This is a genomic window from Aureimonas ureilytica, assembly GCF_001475935.1.
In the GTDB taxonomy this organism is placed as follows: domain Bacteria; phylum Pseudomonadota; class Alphaproteobacteria; order Rhizobiales; family Rhizobiaceae; genus Aureimonas; species Aureimonas ureilytica_A.
Map to the genome: position 1 here is coordinate 303823 of NZ_LDQA01000028.1, position 21024 is coordinate 324846.

25 protein-coding genes and 1 other RNA gene are annotated in these 21024 nt (G+C 65.6%); 8 read left to right on the forward strand and 18 right to left on the reverse strand.

The window, feature by feature from the left end:
- Positions 1-5 precede the first annotated feature (5 nt).
- The 7 genes from rsmH to NS365_RS24520 all read right to left on the reverse strand — a co-directional run bounded on the left by rsmH (position 6) and on the right by NS365_RS24520 (position 5248).
- On the reverse strand, positions 6-1037 hold the full coding sequence (gene rsmH / locus NS365_RS13920) for a 16S rRNA (cytosine(1402)-N(4))-methyltransferase RsmH (RefSeq protein ID WP_058600869.1): 1032 nt from the start codon (positions 1035-1037) through the stop codon (positions 6-8).
- Positions 1034-1495 (reverse strand): division/cell wall cluster transcriptional repressor MraZ, encoded by a 462-nt coding sequence (gene mraZ / locus NS365_RS13925; RefSeq protein ID WP_058600870.1) that lies wholly within the window; start codon positions 1493-1495, stop codon positions 1034-1036. The genes rsmH and mraZ overlap by 4 nt, the downstream gene beginning before the upstream one ends.
- 696 nt (positions 1496-2191) lie before the next feature.
- Positions 2192-2581, reverse strand: an RNA gene (gene rnpB / locus NS365_RS14240) — RNase P RNA component class A.
- 49 nt (positions 2582-2630) lie between these two features.
- The gene (locus NS365_RS13930; RefSeq protein WP_082684601.1) at positions 2631-3191 is read right to left on the reverse strand and encodes a lytic transglycosylase domain-containing protein; all 561 of its coding nucleotides are present in this window, start codon (positions 3189-3191) and stop codon (positions 2631-2633) included.
- 189 nt (positions 3192-3380) lie between these two features.
- Positions 3381-4055, reverse strand: a complete 675-nt coding sequence (locus NS365_RS13935; protein WP_082684602.1) for a peptidoglycan recognition protein family protein — start codon at positions 4053-4055, stop codon at positions 3381-3383.
- Between the two features lie 77 nt (positions 4056-4132).
- Complete coding sequence (locus NS365_RS13940; protein WP_058600873.1) at positions 4133-4852, reverse strand: J domain-containing protein; 720 nt, start codon at positions 4850-4852, stop codon at positions 4133-4135.
- Positions 4853-5020: 168 nt separating this feature from the next.
- Positions 5021-5248, reverse strand: coding sequence for a hypothetical protein (locus NS365_RS24520; protein WP_058600874.1), 228 nt, complete (start codon positions 5246-5248; stop codon positions 5021-5023).
- A gap of 204 nt (positions 5249-5452) precedes the next feature.
- Here NS365_RS24520 and NS365_RS13950 point away from each other — a divergent pair, with 204 nt between their 5' ends.
- The gene (locus tag NS365_RS13950) at positions 5453-6250 is read left to right on the forward strand and encodes a glycoside hydrolase family 25 protein (protein WP_058600875.1); all 798 of its coding nucleotides are present in this window, start codon (positions 5453-5455) and stop codon (positions 6248-6250) included.
- 70 nt (positions 6251-6320) lie between these two features.
- Positions 6321-7520 carry a lytic murein transglycosylase gene (locus NS365_RS13955; protein WP_058600876.1) on the forward strand — a complete coding sequence of 400 codons (1200 nt, stop codon included), beginning with the start codon at positions 6321-6323 and terminating at the stop codon, positions 7518-7520.
- 64 nt (positions 7521-7584) lie between these two features.
- Here the strand turns inward: NS365_RS13955 and NS365_RS13960 are convergent, their stop codons facing one another.
- The 5 genes from NS365_RS13960 to NS365_RS13980 form a co-directional block, all read right to left on the reverse strand.
- Entirely contained in the window at positions 7585-8538 is a 954-nt protein-coding gene (locus tag NS365_RS13960) for a glycine--tRNA ligase subunit alpha (RefSeq protein WP_058600877.1), read from the reverse strand.
- 117 nt (positions 8539-8655) lie between these two features.
- Positions 8656-8847 (reverse strand): hypothetical protein, encoded by a 192-nt coding sequence (locus tag NS365_RS13965; RefSeq protein ID WP_058600878.1) that lies wholly within the window; start codon positions 8845-8847, stop codon positions 8656-8658.
- A 59-nt stretch (positions 8848-8906) separates the two neighbouring features.
- Complete coding sequence (locus NS365_RS13970) at positions 8907-9788, reverse strand: S49 family peptidase (RefSeq protein ID WP_153003785.1); 882 nt, start codon at positions 9786-9788, stop codon at positions 8907-8909.
- A 71-nt stretch (positions 9789-9859) separates the two neighbouring features.
- Positions 9860-10648: a tRNA1(Val) (adenine(37)-N6)-methyltransferase gene (locus tag NS365_RS13975; protein WP_058600880.1), complete on the reverse strand. Its 789-nt coding sequence runs from the start codon at positions 10646-10648 to the stop codon at positions 9860-9862.
- Positions 10626-10853, reverse strand: coding sequence for a DUF2007 domain-containing protein (locus NS365_RS13980; RefSeq protein ID WP_058600957.1), 228 nt, complete (start codon positions 10851-10853; stop codon positions 10626-10628). The genes NS365_RS13975 and NS365_RS13980 overlap by 23 nt, the downstream gene beginning before the upstream one ends.
- 132 nt (positions 10854-10985) lie before the next feature.
- Between NS365_RS13980 and NS365_RS13985 the strand changes: the two genes are divergently transcribed.
- From NS365_RS13985 to moaB, 4 genes are all read left to right on the forward strand, one after another.
- Entirely contained in the window at positions 10986-12011 is a 1026-nt protein-coding gene (locus NS365_RS13985; RefSeq protein ID WP_058600881.1) for a polyprenyl synthetase family protein, read from the forward strand.
- Between the two features lie 163 nt (positions 12012-12174).
- The gene (locus NS365_RS13990; RefSeq protein WP_058600882.1) at positions 12175-14004 is read left to right on the forward strand and encodes a tetratricopeptide repeat protein; all 1830 of its coding nucleotides are present in this window, start codon (positions 12175-12177) and stop codon (positions 14002-14004) included.
- An 8-nt stretch (positions 14005-14012) separates the two neighbouring features.
- A complete protein-coding gene (locus NS365_RS13995; protein ID WP_058600883.1) occupies positions 14013-14921 on the forward strand; it encodes a 4-(cytidine 5'-diphospho)-2-C-methyl-D-erythritol kinase in 909 nt (302 codons plus the stop codon).
- Positions 14921-15472, forward strand: coding sequence for a molybdenum cofactor biosynthesis protein B (gene moaB / locus NS365_RS14000; protein WP_058600884.1), 552 nt, complete (start codon positions 14921-14923; stop codon positions 15470-15472). Before NS365_RS13995 ends, moaB begins: the two co-directional genes overlap by 1 nt.
- A gap of 16 nt (positions 15473-15488) precedes the next feature.
- On the opposite strand, the gene NS365_RS24525 is transcribed toward moaB, so the two are convergent.
- The gene (locus tag NS365_RS24525) at positions 15489-15980 is read right to left on the reverse strand and encodes a hypothetical protein (protein ID WP_058600885.1); all 492 of its coding nucleotides are present in this window, start codon (positions 15978-15980) and stop codon (positions 15489-15491) included.
- Positions 15981-16112: 132 nt separating this feature from the next.
- Here NS365_RS24525 and NS365_RS14010 point away from each other — a divergent pair, with 132 nt between their 5' ends.
- Both NS365_RS14010 and NS365_RS14015 read left to right on the forward strand, forming a co-directional pair.
- The gene (locus tag NS365_RS14010; RefSeq protein WP_058600886.1) at positions 16113-17270 is read left to right on the forward strand and encodes a PA0069 family radical SAM protein; all 1158 of its coding nucleotides are present in this window, start codon (positions 16113-16115) and stop codon (positions 17268-17270) included.
- A 211-nt stretch (positions 17271-17481) separates the two neighbouring features.
- The gene (locus NS365_RS14015) at positions 17482-18171 is read left to right on the forward strand and encodes a ribonuclease HII (protein ID WP_058600958.1); all 690 of its coding nucleotides are present in this window, start codon (positions 17482-17484) and stop codon (positions 18169-18171) included.
- Positions 18172-18314: 143 nt separating this feature from the next.
- Here NS365_RS14015 and NS365_RS14020 read toward each other — a convergent pair whose 3' ends face one another.
- The 5 genes from NS365_RS14020 to NS365_RS14040 form a co-directional block, all read right to left on the reverse strand.
- Positions 18315-18797, reverse strand: coding sequence for an ATP F0F1 synthase subunit B (locus NS365_RS14020; protein WP_058600887.1), 483 nt, complete (start codon positions 18795-18797; stop codon positions 18315-18317).
- Between the two features lie 12 nt (positions 18798-18809).
- Positions 18810-19418 (reverse strand): F0F1 ATP synthase subunit B, encoded by a 609-nt coding sequence (locus NS365_RS14025; protein WP_058600888.1) that lies wholly within the window; start codon positions 19416-19418, stop codon positions 18810-18812.
- Positions 19419-19491: 73 nt separating this feature from the next.
- Positions 19492-19716, reverse strand: coding sequence for a F0F1 ATP synthase subunit C (locus NS365_RS14030; RefSeq protein ID WP_058600889.1), 225 nt, complete (start codon positions 19714-19716; stop codon positions 19492-19494).
- 72 nt (positions 19717-19788) lie between these two features.
- On the reverse strand, positions 19789-20538 hold the full coding sequence (locus tag NS365_RS14035) for a F0F1 ATP synthase subunit A (protein WP_058600890.1): 750 nt from the start codon (positions 20536-20538) through the stop codon (positions 19789-19791).
- A gap of 118 nt (positions 20539-20656) precedes the next feature.
- The gene (locus NS365_RS14040) at positions 20657-20989 is read right to left on the reverse strand and encodes an AtpZ/AtpI family protein (protein WP_244496496.1); all 333 of its coding nucleotides are present in this window, start codon (positions 20987-20989) and stop codon (positions 20657-20659) included.
- Positions 20990-21024: the final 35 nt, after the last annotated feature.

The following is a 21024-nucleotide window of genomic DNA, read 5'->3' on the forward strand; positions in this document are numbered from 1 at the left end:
ACGGTTCAAGCTCCGGACGGCAGGTCTGCCAGCGACGGCAGATCGATGAAATCCGTCGCCTCGCTTTCCGGGCGCGGGGGCGCGTCGGTGCGGACGGCGGAACGCAACTTGGCGGAACGAGCGCGAGGGTTGGACGAGATTTCGTCCTCGTCACCCGTCACCGGCCGGTTACGAGATTCGAATGTGCGGTCCTTATGCTGAACATCTGGTAAATGGCGCGAGGTCGAAGCCGCTTCCGATCGATCGCGCAGGAAGCGCTTGACGATCCGATCCTCCAGCGAATGGAAGGTAACGATCGCCAGCCGGCCGCCGGGCTTCAGGACGCGCTCGGCCGCGACCAGCGCGCGCGCCAGTTCGCCCAACTCGTCGTTCACATAGATGCGCAGCGCCTGGAAGGTGCGCGTGGCCGGATCGATGCGATCCTTGGGCGCGCGGCCGACGACGCGGCCGACGACCTGCGCCAGATCCAGCGTGCGCTCGAACGGACGCTCGGCCCGGCGCGCCTCGATGGCGCGCGCGATGCGCCCGGCCTGTCGCTCCTCGCCCAGGAAATTCAGGACGCGCGCGAGATCGCCGACCTTCAGTCGGTTGACCACATCGGCCGCGCTCGGCCCCGAGCGGCTCATGCGCATGTCGAGCGGGCCGTCCTTCTGGAAGGAGAAGCCCCTCTCCGCCTCGTCGATCTGCATGGAGGAGACGCCGATATCGAGCACGACGCCATCGACCGAGCCCCCCGCCTCACGCGCGACGATCTCCTCCAGGTCGCCGAAGCGACCGTGGACGAGACGCAGATTCGGCTGCGCCGCCAGCATGGGCGCGGCGGCGGCGATGGCGGTTGGGTCGCGGTCGATGCCCAGAACACTGGCGCCCGACATGAGAAGGGCGGCCGAATAGCCGCCCGCCCCGAAGGTCCCATCGACGATCATATCGCCGGAGCCAGGGTCGAGCGCCTCCAGCACAGGCCGGAGGAGCACCGGAATGTGACGAACCGGTCCGCCATCGGCAGGTTCCTCAACCATGCCGTGATCCGTCATCATTCCGGCGCACCCTCGGACATGCCTCGGCTGGATCGACGCGCCGTCAAACGCGCGCGCGCCTCCGCTCGATAGGCCTCGAACCGGGATGGCTCCCAGAGTTGGAAGAAATGATTGCGCCCCACGAAGGTCACGCGATCGGTGATGCCCGTGTGAGAGCGAATGAAGTCCGACACCATGATGCGCCCCTCGGCATCGAATTTCAGAAAGGCGCCATCGCCATAGGCAAAGAGCGACATGTCCGAATAGTCCTCGCTGAAAGGGTCCGCATCCGCCATGCGGGCCTCGTAGCGCTCCAGAAGATCCATGCCGCCGACATCGATGGCCGGCTGCCCGATCGCCTGAAGGGCGTAAAGCTCGCGAAACCCGCGCGCCGCCAAGACCTGACGAAACAGGGCCGGCACCGACACCCGGCCTTTGGCGTCGATATTGTTGACCGAGTTGGAGAGAAACCGGTCCATCGTCGCCGCCGACCGCCCCTCTGATCCCTCGCTTTGCCACGACACCCTCGCCCACGCTCAACGCCGAATTTCAGCACACAAACTCACCCGCCGGCAGCACAACAGCCGACGTCGCCCCAGCCAAAACACGCTGAAACGGATGCTCGCCAATGTTCGAATTCGACCCAAAACCGGGCCTTCAGGATGAGATTTGGGATATCATGGGCTCCCATGGGGGTCAATGGGAACGGCCCGGCCGAGCGGGAGCGGGCAGCCTGTTGCAGGCTTGCAGCACGACATGATTTTAATATGATTTAACAGTATATTAAGATGATCGGTTCTGCGCTCGGTTGAACTCGCTCAACGTGGCCCGAAGGGCCATCACAGCCCGGCGCGCGGGTCTTTGAATCCAGCATTTACAAAGGGTAAACGGCAGACGACCGACCCAAACTGCTAAGGGTCTCCATTTTCTTAGGCCTGCCCAAGGCCGGCGTAAAATGCGCGAAAGCCGCTCTTGAACTTTTGGTAAAACAGGAAATCTAAGCGCGGCCGGCTTGAGTCGTGCTGCACCCGAAGGCAGGCGAGCGGATCGGCGGAGAATCGGGGAGAGCGTGGTGGAGCTTCATCCCATCCCGCGTCCCATGTCGGGGGACAGTCTCGGCTTGAGTGCCGAACGCCTCTGCGGGCGCCGATCATGATGGGGCGTGTCGATGGTCGAAGGCCAGCCGGCCTATAAGCCGGGTTCTGTGCGGCGGCTTTCGCCGCCCGGCGACCATTCCTCTGGGACGCCGCTCGCGCGACGCCTCAAGCAACCCACCCGAACGACAGGGCCGGAGAGGCCTGGCGGTTTCCCGCCGCGTCGTTCCTATTCGGTCTTGCTCCCGGTGGGGTTTGCCCTGCCGTCGCCATTGCTGGAAACGCGGTGGGCTCTTACCCCACCGTTTCACCCTTACCTTCGGCCGAAGCCGAAGGCGGTTTGTTTTCTGTGGCACTTTCCCTGGGGTCACCCCCGCCGGGCGTTACCCGGCACCGTTTCTCCGTGGAGCCCGGACTTTCCTCCCCCGCCGCCTTTCGACATATGACGGGAGCGGCCGCCCGGCCGGCTGGCGTGCGTGGTCTCGCGCGCCGGGGGGTCCGCTGTCAAGCGTCGGTCGGCTCAGAGCGATGCCAGAACCAGCTTCACCTTCTCGCAATAGCGGGCCGAAGTCGGGTTCATGCGTTTGGAATAATGGCCGGCATTGTATTTGAGAATCGTGCCGCACAGCGTGCCGCCGCCCCGGCGCTCGGCGCCGGCGAGATATTTCATGCCGTATTTGATGTTGACGATCGGATTGTAGAGATCGGTCGCATCGCCGGTGAAGCCCATGTCGCGGGCCGTGGCGGGCTTGATCTGCATCAGGCCGATCTCACCGGCCCGGCCAGTGACGTCGACGCGGTAGTGGCTTTCGACGGAGACGATGGCATGGGCGAGTTCCACCGGCACGCCATTGGCCTTGGCTTCGCGCTCGATGATGTCGGCGAAGGGTTTCTGGGCGAGGCGGGCCGCCTCGTCATCGACCGCATCGATCTGGCGGGCGGCGGGGTCTGTCAAATCCTGATCGGTCGAGGTCTTCTCGATAGGCGCGGTGGAAGTCGAAGAGGCGGTGTCGGCGTCGGCGGCGGTCATAGGCGCAAGCAGAAGCGTCACGGCGGTGGCCATGGCAGGCAGTCGTCTCATTTCGGTCCTGTGGTCTTCGACGCTCCCGGCCTAACAATCCGGTTCCGTCGTCCCCTCTCGGCCGCAGATGCGCAGCGGCGGTACCCCCTCCTTTTGCCCGAAAAATCGAACCGGAAAGCGGCAATTCAGTAACGGAATATTAATAACTGAAACAAAACGCGCTTGAACAAACCTCTGGTCCGCGCGCTTTCAGCCTCCAGTTTGCACTGTTTGGAGGAGTTGCGTCAGCACCTCACCCGTTTCCTGATCGACACATCCATCGACGCGAACGGGCCGAAAATGACGCTGGAAGGCGCGGGTCACCGAGGCCGTCTCAGGCCCGAAGATTCCGTCGTTTCGGATGCCATAACCATAGGCCGCGAGCTGGCTTTGATAGGCGGCGACCGCCGCGCCTCGATCCCCCTCGGCCAGCAAAGCTTTGTTTTGCTTATGTTTGCTGGCAAACCAAAGGCCGACACCGGCTGAAAAAAGTTGATCCCAAGGAAACAACTCGCCCGGATCTTCCTTCCTCGCAGGCGCAATATCGGAATGCGCCAAGACCAATTGTGGCAAGATCGACCAGCGATTGCCACAATCTTTGCACAATTCGATGACCGCATCGATCTGCCGTTGCGGAAATGGTCGGTAGCCATGCTCATGGCCGGGATTGACGATCTCGATACCGATGGCGCGCGAGTTTACATCCTCCCTCCCCTGCCAAGAGCCCCGCCCTGCGTGCCAGGCGCGACGCGCTTCGGGCACAAGCTGAATAATCTCGCCGTCTTCCTCGACGACATAATGAGCCGAGACTTCGCTCGCCGGGTCGGTCAGGCGCGCGAGCGCGGCCGCGCCCGTGCGCATCCCCGTGTAGTGGAGCAACAGCATGTCCGGCCCCGCCTGCCCCCGCCGCTCGTTATGGCTGGGCGACGGCACGCAGCGCGACACGAGTGCACTGTCGGGGCTCACTCGGCGGGCGCCATCTTGCCAAGCGTCGCCCAGGCGGCGTTGATCGCCTTCATGCGCTCGGTCGCGATCGCCAGAAACTCCTGCGGCACGCCGCGCGCGACGAGACGGTCCGGGTGGTTTTCCTTGACGAGTTCGAGATAGCGCCGTCGGATCGTCTCGGGACTGTCGCTCGGCTCGACGCCCAGAACCGCATAGGCCCCGGCCTCGCCGCCGATGATATGGCGGGCCTTGAGGCGCTCGAACTGCGGTTCGCTGATCTCGAAGAGTTCGGCCACGCGCTCGAGAAAGGCGAGTTCGCGGTCATGAACGAACCCGTCCGCCCCGGCGATGAAGAACAGGCCGTCGAGAACGTCGGTCAGGAGCGCGCAGTCGCGCTCGCCGCTGCCACACAATCCGCGCATCCGCAGCGCATAGGCCTCGAACCCGGCCGTATCCTGCTTGGCGAGGTCATAGAGCCGGAAGACGTTTCGCACTTCCTCGGGCGGAATGTCGAAGATACGGCGGAACGCGTTGATTTCGTTCTGACTCACCACGCCATCGGCCTTTGCCATCTTGGCCGAGAGCGCGATCATCGCCACGGAGAAGGCGACGCGCTTTCGCGTTTCGCGATCGGCTTCAAAGGCCGAGCGAATGCGCTCTACCAGAGCTTCGACGGTGGCCGCGCCACTGGCCGCGAGATCCCGCACGAGTTGCGCGAGGCTCGAAAAGATCGACATGGTTTCTTTCGTTTCAGCCGCGCCGCCAAGGGCGCCCGACTCGGCACTTTATCGCAGCGCGCTCTCTCGCGACAGCGAAAGCAGGCGGCAGCCAGCCCCTCTCTCGACGAAAAAGGCCCGCGCTGGTGGCGCGGGCCCGGTCGGTGGCGCTGTGGGCCGCCCCTGCCTTTACGGCGTGGTGGTCGTCGTGCCCGTCGTGCCCGTGGCACCCGGCGTCGCGGTCATGCCGGTCGTTCCCGTTGTGCCGGTGGCCGGCGTGGTCGTGGTGGTTCCCGTCGCCGGAGCGGTCGTGGTGCTGGCGGCCGGCGTGGTCGTGTTCGAATTGCTTTTGTTGTCCGAGCAGGCCGTCAGCGCCAGAAGGGCGACGGCGCTAAGAGCAAGAGAGATCGTCTTCATGAGATACGGTCCTGTTGTTGGTCTGCTGCCCTTACAACGAGCCAAATGGGGTTCGGTTCGCCTATTTCCTGTTCACGCTGCATTTCATCGGTCACATCTGCGCCAGATCACAGCAAAGCGAGCCGCAGGGTAACGCCAGCCCGGCGTAAGGTCCCGTGCGCACTTTGCCGCCGCATGGGACGCCATGGCAGGGATACGGAACCGATGCGATCATCACCGAACACGGATCGCGCGCCGCTCGCCTCGGCCGGCCGGGCGCTGACCCTCGCGCTGTTCGCCTGCCTCGCTCTCACCAGCTGTCGGTCCGTTTCGCTGGATGCGACCGAGTTGGGCCTTGTCGGCATCAAGGGATCGAAGCCCGAGCATTATCCGGTCCACGGCATCGACGTGTCCAAATACCAGGGCGAGGTGGATTGGGAGGCGGCGCGCGCGGGCGGTGTCGCCTTCGCCTATATCAAGTCCACCGAGGGCGGAGACCGGATCGACAGCGCCTTCGCGCGCAACTGGAAATATGCCAAGGCCGCCGGCGTGCCGCGTGGGGCCTATCATTTCTTCTACTGGTGCCGGCCAGGCATCGAGCAGGCACGCTGGTTCATCGAGAACGTGCCGCGCGACCCCGACGCCCTCCCCCCGGTGCTCGACGTCGAATGGACGCCGGATTCGCCGACCTGCACCCGCCGCCCGCCGCGCGAGGAGATGGTGCGCGAGATGAGCGCCTTCCTGAACGCGGTGGAGCGCTATTACGGCGTGCGCCCGATCATCTACGCGCCGATCGACATTCACCGCGATCGGCTGATCGGCACCTTCCCCAAGCACCAGTTCTGGCTGCGCGGCGTGAAGGATCATCCGAGCGAGAACTATCCCGGCCGCGACTGGCGCTTCTGGCAATGGACGGCCACGGGCACCGTGCCGGGGGTCCCGGGCGGGGTCGATCGCAATGCATTCTCGGGCACGAAAGCCGATTGGGACGCGTGGCTGAAGGCGCATCGACCGGCTTCTTGACCACCTCTTCTTCAAAGCGCCGCACTTTGCCTGTTAGGGCGACGCATCCCTTTTCTATGACGGACCGACCATGACCCTTTCGCTGAAACCTCTGCTTCTTGCTTCCACGCTGCTGCTAGTGGGCGTCGGCGCGGCCGCCGCGCAGGGCGCGCAGTGCGGCGGCGACTGGAACAGCTTCCTGAAAGGCGTTCGCGCGGAAGCTCTGGCCAAGGGCCTGTCGCAGAACGGCGTGGACCGGGCGCTGGCCCATGTCCGGCAGGATGAGAAGGTGCTGGCGCGCGATCGCGGCCAGGCCGTGTTCCAGCAGGAATGGCTGCGCTTCCAGGGCCGCATGGTCAACAAGGACCGGCTTGCGCGCGGCAAGGCGAACCTTCAGAAATACGCCTCGACCTTCCGCGAGGTGGAGGCCAAGACCGGCGTTCCCGGCCCGGTGATCGCAAGCTTCTGGGGCCTCGAGACCGATTACGGCGCGGTGCTCGGCGATTTCGACACGCTGTCGGCACTGGCGACGCTCGCCCATGACTGCCGCCGCCCGGAAATCTTCCGCCCGCATCTCATCGGCGCGATAGAGCTGGTGGATCGCGGCTACCTGACGCCCGAGCAGATGAAGGGCGCCTGGGCCGGCGAACTCGGCCAGACGCAGATCCTGCCCGAGGACTATATCGCCTTCGGCACGGACCAGGACGGCAACGGCACGATCAATCTCCTGACCGACGTGCCCGACGTCCTGATGACGACCGGCCAGTTCATCCAGTCCATGGGCTGGCGCAAGGGCGAGCCCTGGCTGGAAGCCATCCGTATGCCGGCCGATTTCCCCTATGATCGCGCCGCGCTCGTCAACAAGGAGCCGCGCTCAGAATTCGCCAAGCTCGGCGTCACCAAGTCGGACGGCTCGCCGCTGGAGCGCGACGGCATGATGGCATCGATCATCCTGCCCCAGGGCAAGGGCGGCCCGGCCTTCCTCGCCTTCCCGAATTTCGACGTCTATCTCAAGTGGAACAATTCGCTGACCTATTCGCTGACCGCCGGCTATTTCGGCACGCGGCTGGCGGGCGGGCCGGAGGTTGCGGTCGGCAATCCGCAGCCGGGCCTCGACGGCGAGCAGATGAAGCGCCTTCAGCAGCGCCTCGTGTCGCTCGGCTACGATGTCGGCAAGGTGGACGGGATTCTGGGTGCCAACACGCGCGCGGCCGTCGCCACCGAGCAGCAGAAGCACGGCATGGCGCCGGACGGCTGGCCCACGACCGAGCTTCTCGCCAAGCTCGGCTGATACGAAAAAAGGGCGGCCTTCGAGCCGCCCTTCTTATGTCGATCAGAGTTTCAGTTTCGAAGGCTCAGGCCACGGCCTTCCAGTTCAGCCCGCCCGCCTCGGTTTGCAGGAAGGCTTCGCCGCAGGCCTTGGCGAGCGTGCGCACCCGCAGGATATAGCTCTGGCGCTCCGTTACGGAGATCACGCCGCGCGCGTCGAGCAGGTTGAAGACATGGCTGGCCTTGATCGCCTGATCGTACGCCGGCAGCACGCATTTGTGCAGAGTCTGGTTGCCACCCGAAACCGGCGCGCCGGCCTGGAGCAGCGCGCGGCACTCAGCCTCGGCATCCTCGAAATGCTTGAGCAGCATCGCCGTGTTGGCGAACTCGAAATTGTGCCTCGAATATTCCTGCTCGGCTTGCAGGAAGACGTCGCCATAGGTGACCTTCTCGTCGCCCTCGCGGCCGTTGAAGTTCAGGTCGTACACATTGTCGACATTCTGGACATACATGGCGAGGCGTTCGAGACCATAGGTCAGCTCGCCCGCCACGGGCGCGCATTCAATGCCGCAGACCTGCTGAAAATAGGTGAACTGGGAGACTTCCATCCCGTCGCACCAGCATTCCCAGCCGAGGCCCCAGGCGCCCAGCGTCGGCGACTCCCAGTCGTCCTCCACGAAGCGGATGTCGTGCAGACCCGTGTCGATGCCGATCGCCTTCAGTGAGCCGAGATAGAGTTCCTGAAGGTTGGGCGGGTTGGGCTTCAGGAGCACCTGATACTGGTAGTAATGCTGGAGCCGGTTCGGGTTCTCGCCATAGCGCCCGTCCTTGGGCCGGCGCGAGGGCTGAACATAGGCCGCGTTCCAGGGCTTGGGGCCGAGCGCGCGCAGCGTCGTGGCGGGGTGGAACGTGCCCGCGCCGACTTCCATGTCATAGGGCTGGAGCACGACGCAGCCATAATCGGCCCAGTAGCGATGCAGCGCCAGGATCAGGCCCTGAAACGAGCGTTCGGGCCGCATATGGGGGGCGAGTTCGGACATGTCGTGCCTTTCCGGCCAAGCAGCGTCGCGGCCCGCCAGAAGGCGAAGCCGCTCTTTGGCGCGGGAGTTGCCACGCCGGCGCGGGAAGGGTCAAGCCTTGCCGCGTCTTGGCGGCTCTCAGTCCTCCTGAAGACGGAAGACCCCGTCCTCGCCGCGCACGAGCGTGCCTTGCGCGCCGGTGCGCATTTCCGCTTCCGAGCGGCGGTTGCGCTCCGAGACGCGCGCGGCGTCCCGCTGCATCTGCTGGTATCCGAAATAGGCCGCCGCGCCGACGAGGCCGAAGAGAAAGATGGGCATCAGATCCGCCATGGTTCGTCCGCCTCAAGTTTCGTCGTCAAACCCGGCAAAGGCAAGGCATGAGCCGCCGATCACAAGCCGTAGCGCGCCCAGAGCACGCGCTCCTCGGCTGCCTCCACCAGAGCGCCGCCCAAGCCCGCGCCGGCCTGCGACAGGTCGAGGCTGCCCCCCAGCCGGCTCGCCCCGCCGCCCGAGCCGCGAAGCGAGAACAAGCCGCGCTTGGGGCCGATCACCTGAAGCTTGACCTTATCGCCGTAATGGCCGCGCAGGACGGTGCGCAGATCGCCCAGGCGATCCACGAGGCCAAGTTCCAGCCCCCGCACGCCCGACCAGAAAAGGCCGGTGAAGAGATCGGGATGATCGGCGAGCTTGGCCCCGCGCCGGGACTGCACGAGGTCGATGAAGGTCTTGTGGACGTCCAGCTGGAGCGATTTCAGATGCTCGACGTCCTCGGCCCGCTCGGGGCGGAACGGATCGAGCGTCGCCTTGTTCTGACCGGCCGTGTGCACGCGACGCTCGACGCCGATCTTGCGGATCAGCTCCACGAAGCCGAAGCCGCCCGACACGACGCCGATCGAGCCGACGACGCTGGAGGGATCGGCCACGATCTCGTCGCCCGCGCAGGCGATCATGTAACCGCCCGACGCCGCGACATCCTCGCAGGCGACGATCACATGCTTGCGCTTTTCCTCGGCGAGATCGCGGATGCGCTGGAACACGAGGCGGGACTGGACGGGCGAACCGCCCGGCGAGTTGATCGAAATGGCGACGGCCGGCGCATCCTTCATCGCGAAGGCACGCTCCAGAAGCGGGGCGACCGAAGCCAGCGAGATGGACTGGCGGAACGGCCCCGACGCGCCGGCCATGATGACCCCCTGAAGCCGCACGACCGGAATGACGGTCGCCTCGGAGCGAAAGCGCTTGGGCAGAAGCTTCTTCAGGCGGTTGGGCACGGGCAAAACCTCGGGGTCGCGAATCGTCGCCTCCATGTAGGAAGAGCCGGGCGCGGAAGAAAGCGCCCTCGTTACGAAACCGAAATCTCCGCCTCGCCCGATGAGACGGCGCGCCGAAGCCCTTCGTCCAGCACGAGCGGCGGCCGCATGAGAAGCGGCGCGCGAGAGCCCCGAATGGCTGAGGCCAGAAGCCGGATCGCGGGATCGTCCGGCGCGGAATGAACGGCGCGGAGGGACAGCGCGCCGAAGCGCCCCTCCATGCCCTCCAGAAGTTCGGGCAAATTGTCCGGCCGCAGGATCATGGTGAGGCGCGCCCCATGCCGCGACAGCGCACCGGCCACCGCCAGCCAGCGCAGGAGAAACCCCGGTTCCGGCATGGATTTCGCCACGCCGCGCCTTGCATCGGGCGACAGGCGCCCACCGGCGGGATGAAAGGGCGGATTGGAGAGGACGAGATCGAAGCGGCCATCGGTCAGTCCCGCCGCTTCCCGCACCGGGCGCGGGGCCAGAAGGTCGAGTTCCACCACATCGAGGCGCGGGGCAAGAGCCGCGTTCTCAGGCAGCGCAATGGCGGCGCGCGCCAGCGCCGCCATGCTCGGCTCGCGCTCGGCGAGTACGAGCGACAGGCCGGGCGCGCGCACGGCTGCCGCCAGCGCAACGGCCCCCGCCCCGCTTCCCATGTCGAGCGCGTGGCCCGCAGCGTTTCTCGGCACGGTGGCCGCCAGAAGCAGCGCGTCATGCCCGGCGCGAAACCCGCCGCGTCGAGGCTGGAGCAGGTGGAAGGTTCCGCCGAGGAAGGCGTCCTTCGAGATGTCCTCCGCTGCTGGAGGAGCGACCTCAGGAGGGGTCGGAGAGTTCATGGCCGAGTTCCGCGTCGTGCAGCAGCCGGCGCGCCGTGTCGATTTCGCCTTCGTCCACCAGAAGCCGGCGCGGGATGGCGCCGATCGAGCCGTCGAGAATGCTCATATGGCCGTCCGCGACGAAATGCGCGATCCCGGCATCCTTCAGGAGCACGGAGAGAAAGGACAGGAGAACGGGGTCGTTGGAACGCACAAGTTCGATCATGGGCTGACTTGGCGTGAAACGCGGCTGCACCGCAAGGGCCGCGTTCGCGCCCTTTCACCCTCCGTGACCGATCTTGTCGTGCCATTCGCTCTTGCCGCCCGCCGCCCGCCCCGCTATTGCCCCGGCAACCGAATGGAGGATATCGTGAGCCTAGCCAGCCCCGTGGGTACCGTCAGGCCCATCGCCTCGATCGATCCGATCCTCGGTCTGACGCGCGTCGATATGAACCGCGTCAACGACATGATCCTGGCCATGGCCGGGTCTAATGTCGAACTGATCCCTGAGATCGCCGACCATCTGATCTCGTCCGGCGGCAAGCGCCTGCGCCCCATGCTGACGATCGCCTCGGCGCTGCTCTTCGGCTACGAGGGCGAAGGTCATGTGAAGCTCGCCGCCAGCGTCGAGTTTCTCCATACCGCGACGCTCCTGCATGACGACGTGGTGGACGAAAGCGACCTGCGCCGGGGGCGCAAGACCGCGCGTACCATCTGGGGCAACCAGGCGAGCGTGCTCGTCGGCGACTTTCTGCTCGGCCAAGCGTTCAAGATGATGGTCGAGGTCGGCTCCATGCGTGCCCTCGCGATCCTGTCCAACGCCTCGGCCGTGATCGCCGAAGGCGAGGTCTGGCAGCTCTCCGCCGCCAAGAAGATGACCACCAGCGAGGCCGATTATCGCGCCGTGATCGCCGCCAAGACGGCCGAGCTTTTCGCGGCCGCCGCCGAAGTCGGCCCCGTGATCGCCAAGTCGGGCGATGCGGCCGAGCGCGCCATGCGCGCCTATGGCATGCATCTCGGCATGGCGTTCCAGCTCGTGGACGATGTTCTCGACTATGGCGGCTCGGCCGACGATCTCGGCAAGAATGTCGGGGACGACTTCCGCGAGGGCAAGATCACCCTGCCCGTCATCCTCGCCCATGCGGCGGGCGACGAGAGCGAGCGCCAGTTCTGGCGTGAGGCCATGGAAGAGGGCCGCAACGACGACGCGGCGCTGGCGCGCGCGCGCGCGATCATGCAGCGCCATGGCGCGCTGGAAGCGACCAAACAGCGCGCCCGCGAAGAAGGCCGGCTGGCATCGGACGCTCTGTCGGCCATGCCGCCCGGCCCGGCGCGGGACGCGTTGGAGGCGGTCGTTGAATTCTGCATCGACCGGATTTCGTAAGGCGCGTTTCGCGCCCGCACTTGCGCCCGGCCGTAAAATGAACAAGCTGGCTTGACAAGGGAACGGGTCGGCGCTTGCTGCCCGCTCAGCGGCGACGATCTTTAGAGGTCTCGCCTGCGACGGCCGCTTCGGGCCGCTTTCGTCCTTCGCAAAGGAATTCGACGTGGATACATCGCGCATTTCGCGGATCGCTCTGGCGGCAGCCCTCGCGGCCTCGATGATGGCGATCGGCGTGGCCGAAGCGCAGGCGAAGAAGGTCGAGCCGGCTCCGGCCGCCGCCAGCGGCAAGCCGCCGATCGAGGTGAACACCCTTTCGGGCGCCTATCTCGCCGCCAAGCAGGCGCGCGAGAACCGCCAGCCGGACATCGCGGCGGATTACTACGCCAAGGCGCTATCGCTCGACCCCAATTCCGAAACGCTCCAGCAGGAGGCGATGTTCGCCTATCTCGCGGACGGGCGCTTCGCAGAAGGCGTAAAGCTCGCCACCAAGCTGGCGGGCAACGAAGATGTCGGCAAGGTCGCCCATATCGCACTGGCGCTCGATGCGCTGCGCTCCAGCCGCTTCGATGCGGCCATCGGCCAGCTCAAGCTGGAAGACACGAGCGACCTCGACACGCTGCTGATCGGCCATCTCTCGGCCTGGGCCGAGCTTGGCGCCGGTCGCTCGCGCGAAGCGCTGGCGCGCATTCAAGGTCTCTCGGGTGCCTCCTGGTTCTCCGTTTTCAACCAGTATCAGGCCGGTCTCCTCGCAGGCCTCGCCGGCAACCTGCCGGCCGCGCGCACGGCGCTGAACAGCGTCATCTCCGATCAGGCCTCCGCTCAGACCTCGGTGGACGCCTTCCTTGCCAGCGCCGAGGCGCTCGGCCGCCTGGAAGCGCGCGCCGGCAAGAAGGCCGACGCGCTGGCTGCCATCGACAAGGGTCTGGAACTCGCCCCCGGCTACGAGCCGCTGACGCAGCTGCGCAGCGAGGTCGAGGCCGGCAAGAAGATCGCCGCGCCCATCGAAAGCGCCCAGGAAGGCGCGGCTGAAACGCTCTATATCCTCGGTCAGGCCATCAACCGGGGCGACGGGCAGGACGTGGCGCTTCTCTACTTCCAGTTCGCCAAGGCCGTGTCGCCGACGCCCAATCCGAAGCTTCTGACGGCGCTGGCCGGCGTCGCCGATCGCACGCAGCAGATCGACCTCGCGCTGTCCTATTACGCGCAGATCCCCAAGGCTTCGCCCTATCACCGCACGGCCGAGCTTCAGATGGGCCTCGACCTCTGGCAGGCCGACCGCAAGGACCAGGCCAAGGATCATCTGCGCAAGGCCGTGAAGGATTATCCCAACGACCTTCAGGCGCATCTGGCCTTTGCCGACGTGCTCGCCGCCGACAAATCCTATGGCGAGGCGGTGAAGCTTCTCGACCGCGCGCTGGAACTGGCGCCCAAGGACGCGCCCAATCTCTGGAACATCTACTACCAGCGCGGCATCGCCTATGAGCGCCTGAAGGAATGGGACAAGGCCGAGCCCGACTTCAAGAAGGCGCTGGAGCTTTCGCCCGACCAGCCGCAGGTGCTGAACTATCTCGGCTATAGCTGGGTGGACATGAACAAGAACCTCGACGAGGGGCTGAACATGATCCGCACCGCCGTCGATCTGCGCCCCAACGACGGCTATATCATCGACTCACTCGGCTGGGCCTATTACCGCCTGGGTCGCTATCCCGACGCGGTGGAGCAGCTGGAGCGGGCCATTCTCCTGACCCCGGCCGATCCGACCATCAACGACCATCTGGGCGACGCCTATTGGCGCGTCGGACGCACCCGCGAGGCCAAGTTCCAATGGAACCGCGCCCTCACGGGCGAGCCCAAGCCCGAGCAGGCACAGGTCGATACGATCAAGCGCAAGCTCGCAGAAGGCCTCGACGCCGTGTCGCCGGCCTCCGCCAACGAGCCGCCCGCCGCCCAGCGCGCAGCCAACGAGGCCCCGGCGGCCACGCAGCCGAACTGAGCGGGGGCGTGGACGCGCTCGCAGCTGACCGCGCCGCTCTTGGCGGAGCGGTCTCGGCCCCCGCCAAGATCAATCTCGCGCTGCATGTCACCGGGCGGCGCGAGAACGGCTATCACGACCTCGACAGTCTCGTCGTCTTCGCACGGGACGGCGATCACCTCTCCATCACCCCGGCCGATCAGGATCAGCTGACGATCGAGGGCCCTTTTGCCGCCGGCCTGCCGCTCGATCGCGGCAATCTCGTTCTGCGCGCGCTGGATCTGGCGCGCTCGCTGGCCGCGCGCGACGGGATCGATCTCCCCCCTGTTCACATCCATCTCCAGAAGAACCTGCCGCTTTCCTCCGGCATTGGTGGCGGCTCGGCAGACGCGGCGGCGCTTCTGCGCTGGATCGCCGATGCCTATCCCGTGCTGGCGGACGGGCTGTCGGCGGAGTGTCTGAGCCTCGGGGCCGATGTGCCTATGTGCTGGGCCGGCCGTGCGGCCCGCGTGCGCGGCATAGGCGAAGTCTCGGCCCCGGTCGCGCGCCTCGGCCGGTTTGCCATGGTCCTGGTGAATTGCGGCACGCCGGTCTCGACGCCGGCGGCTTTCTCCGGCTTGGAGAGGCGCGACAATCCCCCCCTGCCCGCGCTGCCGGCGGGCGGCTTCACCGATCTTGGGCAGCTCGTCTCCTACCTCCGCGACACGCGAAACGATCTGGAAGCGCCGGCCCTGCGCATCGTGCCCGAGATCGCCGCCGTGTCCCGCACGCTGGCCGATGAGGGCGCGGCGTTTCAGCGCATGTCCGGCTCGGGGGCCACGGTCTTCGCTCTGTTCGAAAATACAAGCCAGGCGGATGCGGCGGCGGCGAGGCTGCGAACGCGCCAGCCGCATTGGTGGGTTGCGGCCACCGAAATCCAGCCGATGGGAGAGGCGTGATGACATCGCCGGACCGAGAATTCCTTCCGCTCGGCATCGCCATTCTCACCGTCTCCGACACGCGAACCCTCGCGGACGACAAGTCGGGCGACACGTTGGTGGCCCGTCTGGAGGAGGCCGGCCATCGCCTCGCCGCCCGCGCCATCGTACCCGATGATCGCGACGCCATTCGCGACACGGTTCTCGGCTGGTCGCGCGACACGCAGGTGGATGTGGTGATCACCACAGGGGGAACCGGATTCACCGGCCGCGACGTGACGCCCGAGGCGCTGGAGCCTATCTTCGAAAAGCGGATGGACGGGTTCTCCGCCGTGTTCCACCGTGTCTCCTTCGAGAAGATCGGCGTCTCGACCATCCAGTCCCGTGCGACGGGCGGCGTGGTGAACGCCACGTTCGTCTTCGTTCTGCCGGGCTCCCCCGGCGCCTGCCGCGACGCTTGGGACCATATTCTAAAAGCCCAGCTCGACTATCGGCACAAGCCCTGCAATTTCGTGGAAATCATGCCGCGTCTGGACGAGCATCTGCGGCGCAAGGGCGGCGCGTCAGCCTGACGATACCAGGTTCCGTCTAGCCCTCGCGATCGGCCAAACGGTCAAGGCCGATGCCTTTGGCAACGCCCTGCCAAGGGGCGCCCGCCGAGAGGCGCGACATCGCATAGACTTTCGGCACGAGATAAGCGCTTTGACGCGGCGCCAGCCATCGACACCATCCCCTCGCCTCGCGCGCGGGCAGAACGAAGCGTCCGCCCCGCGGCGTTTTCGCCCGTGACTGATCCTCGCCATGGCGGGCGGCCCGCTCGGGCCAGTTGGCGGGCAGGCGGTCGCCCGCGCGCATCACGATCAGCCAATCCCCCTTCAGAGCCAGCAGAGTATGGCCCAGCTCCGCGCGGGAGAGGACGGAGCATCCCGCATGGTCGGCCACCTTCAGCGCGGCTTCGCCCTGCGGCTCCACCACGACAACCTCGCGCAGCACGCCCTCCACCACCCCCGCCACGAGAGAGGATAGGGTGATGGTCAGGTCCATCGGCTCGTCGGCATCGAAAACCAGAACGCTCAGCATGGCTCATCGCCATAGCCGACACGCGTCGGCGTGACCAGCGATTCAGAGGTTGCGAAGTTTGTTCTTGAAATGTTCTCAAAGGATGAATAGGACTATGGTCACAACGCGAACAACCGGACGGAAGGTTGTCCCATGCACGAGATCAACACCGCCGATCGCATCGCCTTCTCGCAGCGCGACGGCATCGACATGGCCCAGCATGTGGTGGCTCAGTCCGGTCTGCGCATCGGGTTCGAGCGGCGGCGCGGCCGCGCGGCGGGCCTGAACCCGACAGGACGTTTCGAGCCCTTCGCGCGCTCGGCCTTCGATGACGGCTGGTCCTCGCTGGACGAGTTGCCGAGCCTCAAGACCGAGGTGCAGACCGAGATGGCGCGCAGCGTCATCACGCGCAATTCCTCGCCCGACATCTCCTTCGATCGCTCGGTTAACCCCTATCGCGGCTGCGAGCACGGCTGCATCTACTGCTTCGCGCGGCCGACGCACAGCTATGTCGGCCTGTCGCCGGGGCTTGATTTCGAGACCAAGCTCTTCGCCAAGCCGAACGCGGCGGAACTTCTGGAAGAAGAGATCGCCAAGACCGGCTACGAGGTCAGGCCGATCGCCATCGGCACCAACACCGATCCTTATCAGCCGATCGAGCGCGAACGCCGGATCATGCGGCAGATGCTGGAAGTGTTGGAGGCGGCCAACCATCCGGTCGGCATCGTCACCAAGTCAGCGCTCGTGCTGCGCGATCTCGACATCCTCTCGCGCATGGCCGCGAAGGGACTGGCCAAGGTGGCCGTATCGATCACGACGCTGGATCGGCGTCTGGCCCGCACCATGGAGCCTCGCGCGGCGACGCCCACAAAGCGGCTGGAAGCCGTACGCGAGCTGACCAAGGCCGGCATTCCCACCATGGTGATGACCGCGCCGATCATTCCGGGCCTGACGGATTCGGAGATCGAGCGGCTGCTGGAAGCCGCTTCGGAGGCCGGGGCGCGGGAAGTCGGCTATGTGCTTCTGCGCCTGCCGCTGGAGGTCGCGCCCCTCTTCAAGGATTGGCTGCTTCAGCACTATCCCGACAGGTATCGCCACGTCTTGTCTCTGTTGCGCTCCATGCGCGGCGGTAAGGATTACGATCCCGAATGGGGCAAGCGGATGACCGGCGGCGGCCCCTATGCCACGCAGATCAAGCATCGGTTCGAGATGGCGGCCCGGCGCTTCCATCTCAACCTCGAACGCACGCAATTGCGCACCGATCTGTTCAAGGCGCCGAAGGGTGCCGGTGTTCAACTGTCCTTGCTGTAAGGCTCGCGCCGTCTGAGCATTTGCGTGGGCCGGCGTCCTACGCCAACCGCTCGGCGACAGCAGACCGCGCCAGAGCTTCAATCCCCATCGGCGCTCCGGTGCATCCGGAACGGCCTTGAAGCCAGAGCCCATCTTCCGGCGTATGTTCCCGACGCCGGATCGCTCGTGCACCATCCGCACCATGGTTCGCGAGCTTGAGGAGGATCGGAGAATGAGCGAGTCTCGCCGCACCATGGCTCGCCGTTCCTCCGATTCTCCCTCCTTATCCTCCCCTCGCCCGGCGCGCACCAAGCCGCCCGGCCCCGACTTCTCGCGCGAAGCCGCATGGCATCAGGGTGGTGGTGGCCGGATCGCCGGCGTGGACGAGGCCGGTCGTGGCCCTCTGGCCGGCCCCGTCGTCGCGGCGGCCGTGGTTCTCCGGCCTGATCGCATCCCGGCTGGTCTCGACGATTCCAAGAAGCTCGGCGCCAGGCAGCGTGAACAGCTTTTCGAAGCCATTCTCGCGGATGCCGAAGTGGGCATCGGAACGGCCAGCGCCGCCGAGATCGACCGCGTGAACATCCGCCAGGCGACATTCCTCGCGATGCGGCGCGCGGTCTCGGCGCTCGCTTACGAGCCGGACCATGTTCTGGTGGACGGGCGGGACATTCCCACCGGCTGCCTGGTCCCCGCGACGGCTTTGATCGGTGGGGACGCGCTGTGCCTGTCCATTGCGGCCGCCTCCATCGTCGCCAAGGTGACGCGAGATCGGATCATGACGGAGCTTTGCATCGCCGACCCGCGCTACGGGTTTCGCCAGCATATGGGCTACCCCACGGCCGCTCACGTCGAAGCGCTCAAAGTCCACGGCCCAGGGCCGCATCATCGCAGAACCTTCGGCCCCGTCCGAGCGCTCCTGTAAAGCGAAGGGCTTCGCAGCGTCCTGCAATATTGGCGCGGACTCTAGTGAACGGCTCACCCATCCGAGCCGCACCGCAAGGTGACCGCAATAAAAAAGGTCGGCTCGCGCCGACCTTTGGAGTCATTCGATCTGTGCGGACAGCGTCAATTGAGACGGCGGCGGACTTCCGCGATCGACTGGTCGATGACGCGGGGGTCGGCGGCGACGTTGCGCTCCACCATCAGCTGCGTGGCGGCGTCGATCGCGATGTTGACGGCGCGGGCACGAACCTCGGAAACGGCTTCGGCTTCCGCCTGGGCGATCTTCTGCTCGGCGACCTGCGTGCGGCGAGCGACATACTCCTCGCTCTTGACGCGAGCTTCGTTGACGATGGCGTCGGCTTCGCGCTGCGCCATGGCGAGGATGTCCTGCGCCTCGGCCTCGGCCTCGCGGCGGCGGCGCTGGTATTCGGCAAGCTGCTGCTTGGCCTCTTCCTTGAGCTGACGTGCTTCGTCGATCTCATTGCGGATCTGCGCGGCGCGCTTGTCGAGCGCCTTCGTCATCATCGCCGGCGCGCCCAGATACATGACGAGCGCAAGGAACAGGATCAGGCCGACAAGAGCCCAGAACGTATTGTCGAAAGCCATGACGACGCCCTCTTAGGAACGAACGGAACGGACGGCGCGCGCGACGTCCTCGCGAGACACGTTCAGGCCGGCCAGATCGGTCAGGATCGCCTCGGCGGCGTCTTCCGCGATCGTATCGACCTCGGCGAGTGCGCGGACCTTCACCTCTTCGATGCGCGCCTGAGCCGCACTCAAACGGGAATCGAGATCGGCCTCGATCGTCTTGCGCTGCGCATCGGCGTCGGCGCGAGCCGTGTCGCGGGCCTCGGTCGCAATGCGCGTGGAATTCTTGCGAGCGGACGCGAGTTCCTGCTCATAGGCGGCCTGCGCCTCGTCGGCGTCGGCCTGCATACGTTCGGCGGCCTGGAGATCCAGAGCGATCCGGTCGCGGCGATTCTCCAGAACGGTGGAGATGCGCGGCACGATCGTCTTCGAGATGACGTAGTAGAACACGCCGAACGTGATCGCGAGCCACAGGATCTGGGACGCGAAGAATTCGGGATTCATCGGCGGGAAGCCGGCTTCCTCGTGGTGGCCGGGATCGACTGCGATCGCTTCGCCGGTCGGCGGAACGGGGGTTTCCATCAGGGTCGGACCTGCATCTGGGGATTGGACCTGGGCTAATGCCTGAGTGACGAACATGTCGGACTCCGATGATACGGGTCCGGCCGCCCCAGCAGGGGCGGCCGGCTGCACAATCCCTTGAAGCGCGTGCTTAGACGAAGAGCAGCAGGAGCGCGATCAGGAGCGAGAAAATGCCGAGAGCTTCCGTCACGGCGAAGCCGAACACGAGACGGCCGAACTGGCCATCAGCAGCCGACGGGTTGCGCAGGGCACCCGAGAGGAAGCTCGAGAAGATGTTGCCGAGCGCGAGAGCGGTGCCGGCCATGCCGAAGCAAGCGAGACCAGCGCCGATGTAACGTGCAGCTTCCGCGTCCATGGAGAACTCCTTTGGTTGGATCGTGCGGGGGTAGGATTCGCAGGCCTGAGCGACCGCGAAAGGACGGAGCGGTCAGTGGTGAACGTGAACCGCGTCGTTGAGGTACATGCAGGTCAGGATCGCGAAGACGTAAGCCTGCAGGAAGGCGACAAGGAATTCGAGCGCGGTGATGCCGACCGTCATCAGCATCGGCAGAAGCGCGCCGACGACGCCGACGGCACCGAGGCTTCCCATGGAAACCACGAAACCGGCGAAGACCTTGAGCGTGATATGCCCCGCCAGCATGTTGGCGAAGAGACGAACCGAGAGCGAGATCGGGCGCGACAGGAACGAGATGACCTCGATCAGCACCACGAAGGGCAGAACGGCGCCCGGAACGCCCGACGGTACGAAGACCTTGAACCAGCCGAGGCCGTTATGGCGAATGCCGTAGACGACGACGGTTCCGATCACGAGCAACGCCAGGGCGAAGGTCACGATCAGATGGCTGGTGACGGTGAAGAAATAGGGGAACATCCCGATCAGGTTGGCCGTCAGGATGAACAGGAACAGCGAGAACACGAAGGGGAAGAACTGCATTCCGTGCGAGCCTGTGGCGTCGCGCAGCATCTTCGCGATGAACTCGTAGGAGAGCTCGGAGACCGACTGGGCCCGGTTCGGAACGAGACCGCGACCACGCGTCGACCAATACAGGAAGCCGGTCGCGACGGCGACGGTCGCCACCATGAACAGCGACGAGTTGGTGAACGACAGATCAAGGCCGCCGATCTCGATCGGAACGAGCCGAGAAATCTGGAACTGGTGAAGCGGATCGTTCGCCAAAACGTCTGGTCCTCTTAATGCGGAGCCCTTTGAGAGCGCCACTGCCATAGCGTCCCGTTCCGCGCTTCGCAACTCCCTGACGTCGAATTGCACCTGTCCTTTCCGAACGATCTCTCGTTCAGGCTCCGGGAGGAGGCCCTGTTTCGCCCTGCGCCGAGCGAACCACGTTGAGAACACCGGCCGCAAAGCCCAGCATCAGGAAGATGATGAGCCCAAACGGCGTGGTGCCGAAAAATCGATCGATCCCGTATCCGATCGCCCCGCCGACCATGATGCCGGCAATGAATTCGCTCGCGATCTTCAGGCCTTTCGCCATGCCCTGCATGCTCGCCTGGCCCTGTTCGGGCACGGGCTCTTCGGCGGTCGCCGCCTTCAACTTGGCGATCCGCTCCTGCAGCTTGCGGTGATCTGCGGCCAGTTCCGCGTCGCTTCGGGAATGGGGATCGCTCATCGACATCGGTTCCACAGGGCGCATCGTTTCCTTCC

Coding starts and splice junctions, on each gene's coding strand:
- NS365_RS13955 (WP_058600876.1), top strand. CDS start 6,321: ATGACCCTTTCGCTGAAACCTCTGCTTCTTGCTTCCACGCTGCTGCTA.
- NS365_RS13985 (WP_058600881.1), top strand. CDS start 10,986: ATGGAGGATATCGTGAGCCTAGCCAGCCCCGTGGGTACCGTCAGGCCC.
- NS365_RS14025 (WP_058600888.1), bottom strand. CDS start 19,418: ATGTTCGTCACTCAGGCATTAGCCCAGGTCCAATCCCCAGATGCAGGT.
- NS365_RS13935 (WP_082684602.1), bottom strand. CDS start 4,055: ATGCTGTTGCTCCACTACACGGGGATGCGCACGGGCGCGGCCGCGCTC.
- mraZ (WP_058600870.1), bottom strand. CDS start 1,495: ATGGACCGGTTTCTCTCCAACTCGGTCAACAATATCGACGCCAAAGGC.
- NS365_RS14030 (WP_058600889.1), bottom strand. CDS start 19,716: ATGGACGCGGAAGCTGCACGTTACATCGGCGCTGGTCTCGCTTGCTTC.
- NS365_RS13975 (WP_058600880.1), bottom strand. CDS start 10,648: ATGAACTCTCCGACCCCTCCTGAGGTCGCTCCTCCAGCAGCGGAGGAC.
- NS365_RS13960 (WP_058600877.1), bottom strand. CDS start 8,538: ATGTCCGAACTCGCCCCCCATATGCGGCCCGAACGCTCGTTTCAGGGC.
- NS365_RS13940 (WP_058600873.1), bottom strand. CDS start 4,852: ATGTCGATCTTTTCGAGCCTCGCGCAACTCGTGCGGGATCTCGCGGCC.
- NS365_RS13930 (WP_082684601.1), bottom strand. CDS start 3,191: ATGAGACGACTGCCTGCCATGGCCACCGCCGTGACGCTTCTGCTTGCG.
- rsmH (WP_058600869.1), bottom strand. CDS start 1,037: ATGATGACGGATCACGGCATGGTTGAGGAACCTGCCGATGGCGGACCG.
- moaB (WP_058600884.1), top strand. CDS start 14,921: ATGACATCGCCGGACCGAGAATTCCTTCCGCTCGGCATCGCCATTCTC.
- NS365_RS13980 (WP_058600957.1), bottom strand. CDS start 10,853: ATGATCGAACTTGTGCGTTCCAACGACCCCGTTCTCCTGTCCTTTCTC.
- NS365_RS14015 (WP_058600958.1), top strand. CDS start 17,482: ATGAGCGAGTCTCGCCGCACCATGGCTCGCCGTTCCTCCGATTCTCCC.
- NS365_RS24520 (WP_058600874.1), bottom strand. CDS start 5,248: ATGAAGACGATCTCTCTTGCTCTTAGCGCCGTCGCCCTTCTGGCGCTG.
- NS365_RS24525 (WP_058600885.1), bottom strand. CDS start 15,980: ATGCTGAGCGTTCTGGTTTTCGATGCCGACGAGCCGATGGACCTGACC.
- NS365_RS14010 (WP_058600886.1), top strand. CDS start 16,113: ATGCACGAGATCAACACCGCCGATCGCATCGCCTTCTCGCAGCGCGAC.
- NS365_RS13965 (WP_058600878.1), bottom strand. CDS start 8,847: ATGGCGGATCTGATGCCCATCTTTCTCTTCGGCCTCGTCGGCGCGGCG.
- NS365_RS13950 (WP_058600875.1), top strand. CDS start 5,453: ATGCGATCATCACCGAACACGGATCGCGCGCCGCTCGCCTCGGCCGGC.
- NS365_RS14020 (WP_058600887.1), bottom strand. CDS start 18,797: ATGGCTTTCGACAATACGTTCTGGGCTCTTGTCGGCCTGATCCTGTTC.
- NS365_RS14040 (WP_244496496.1), bottom strand. CDS start 20,989: ATGAGCGATCCCCATTCCCGAAGCGACGCGGAACTGGCCGCAGATCAC.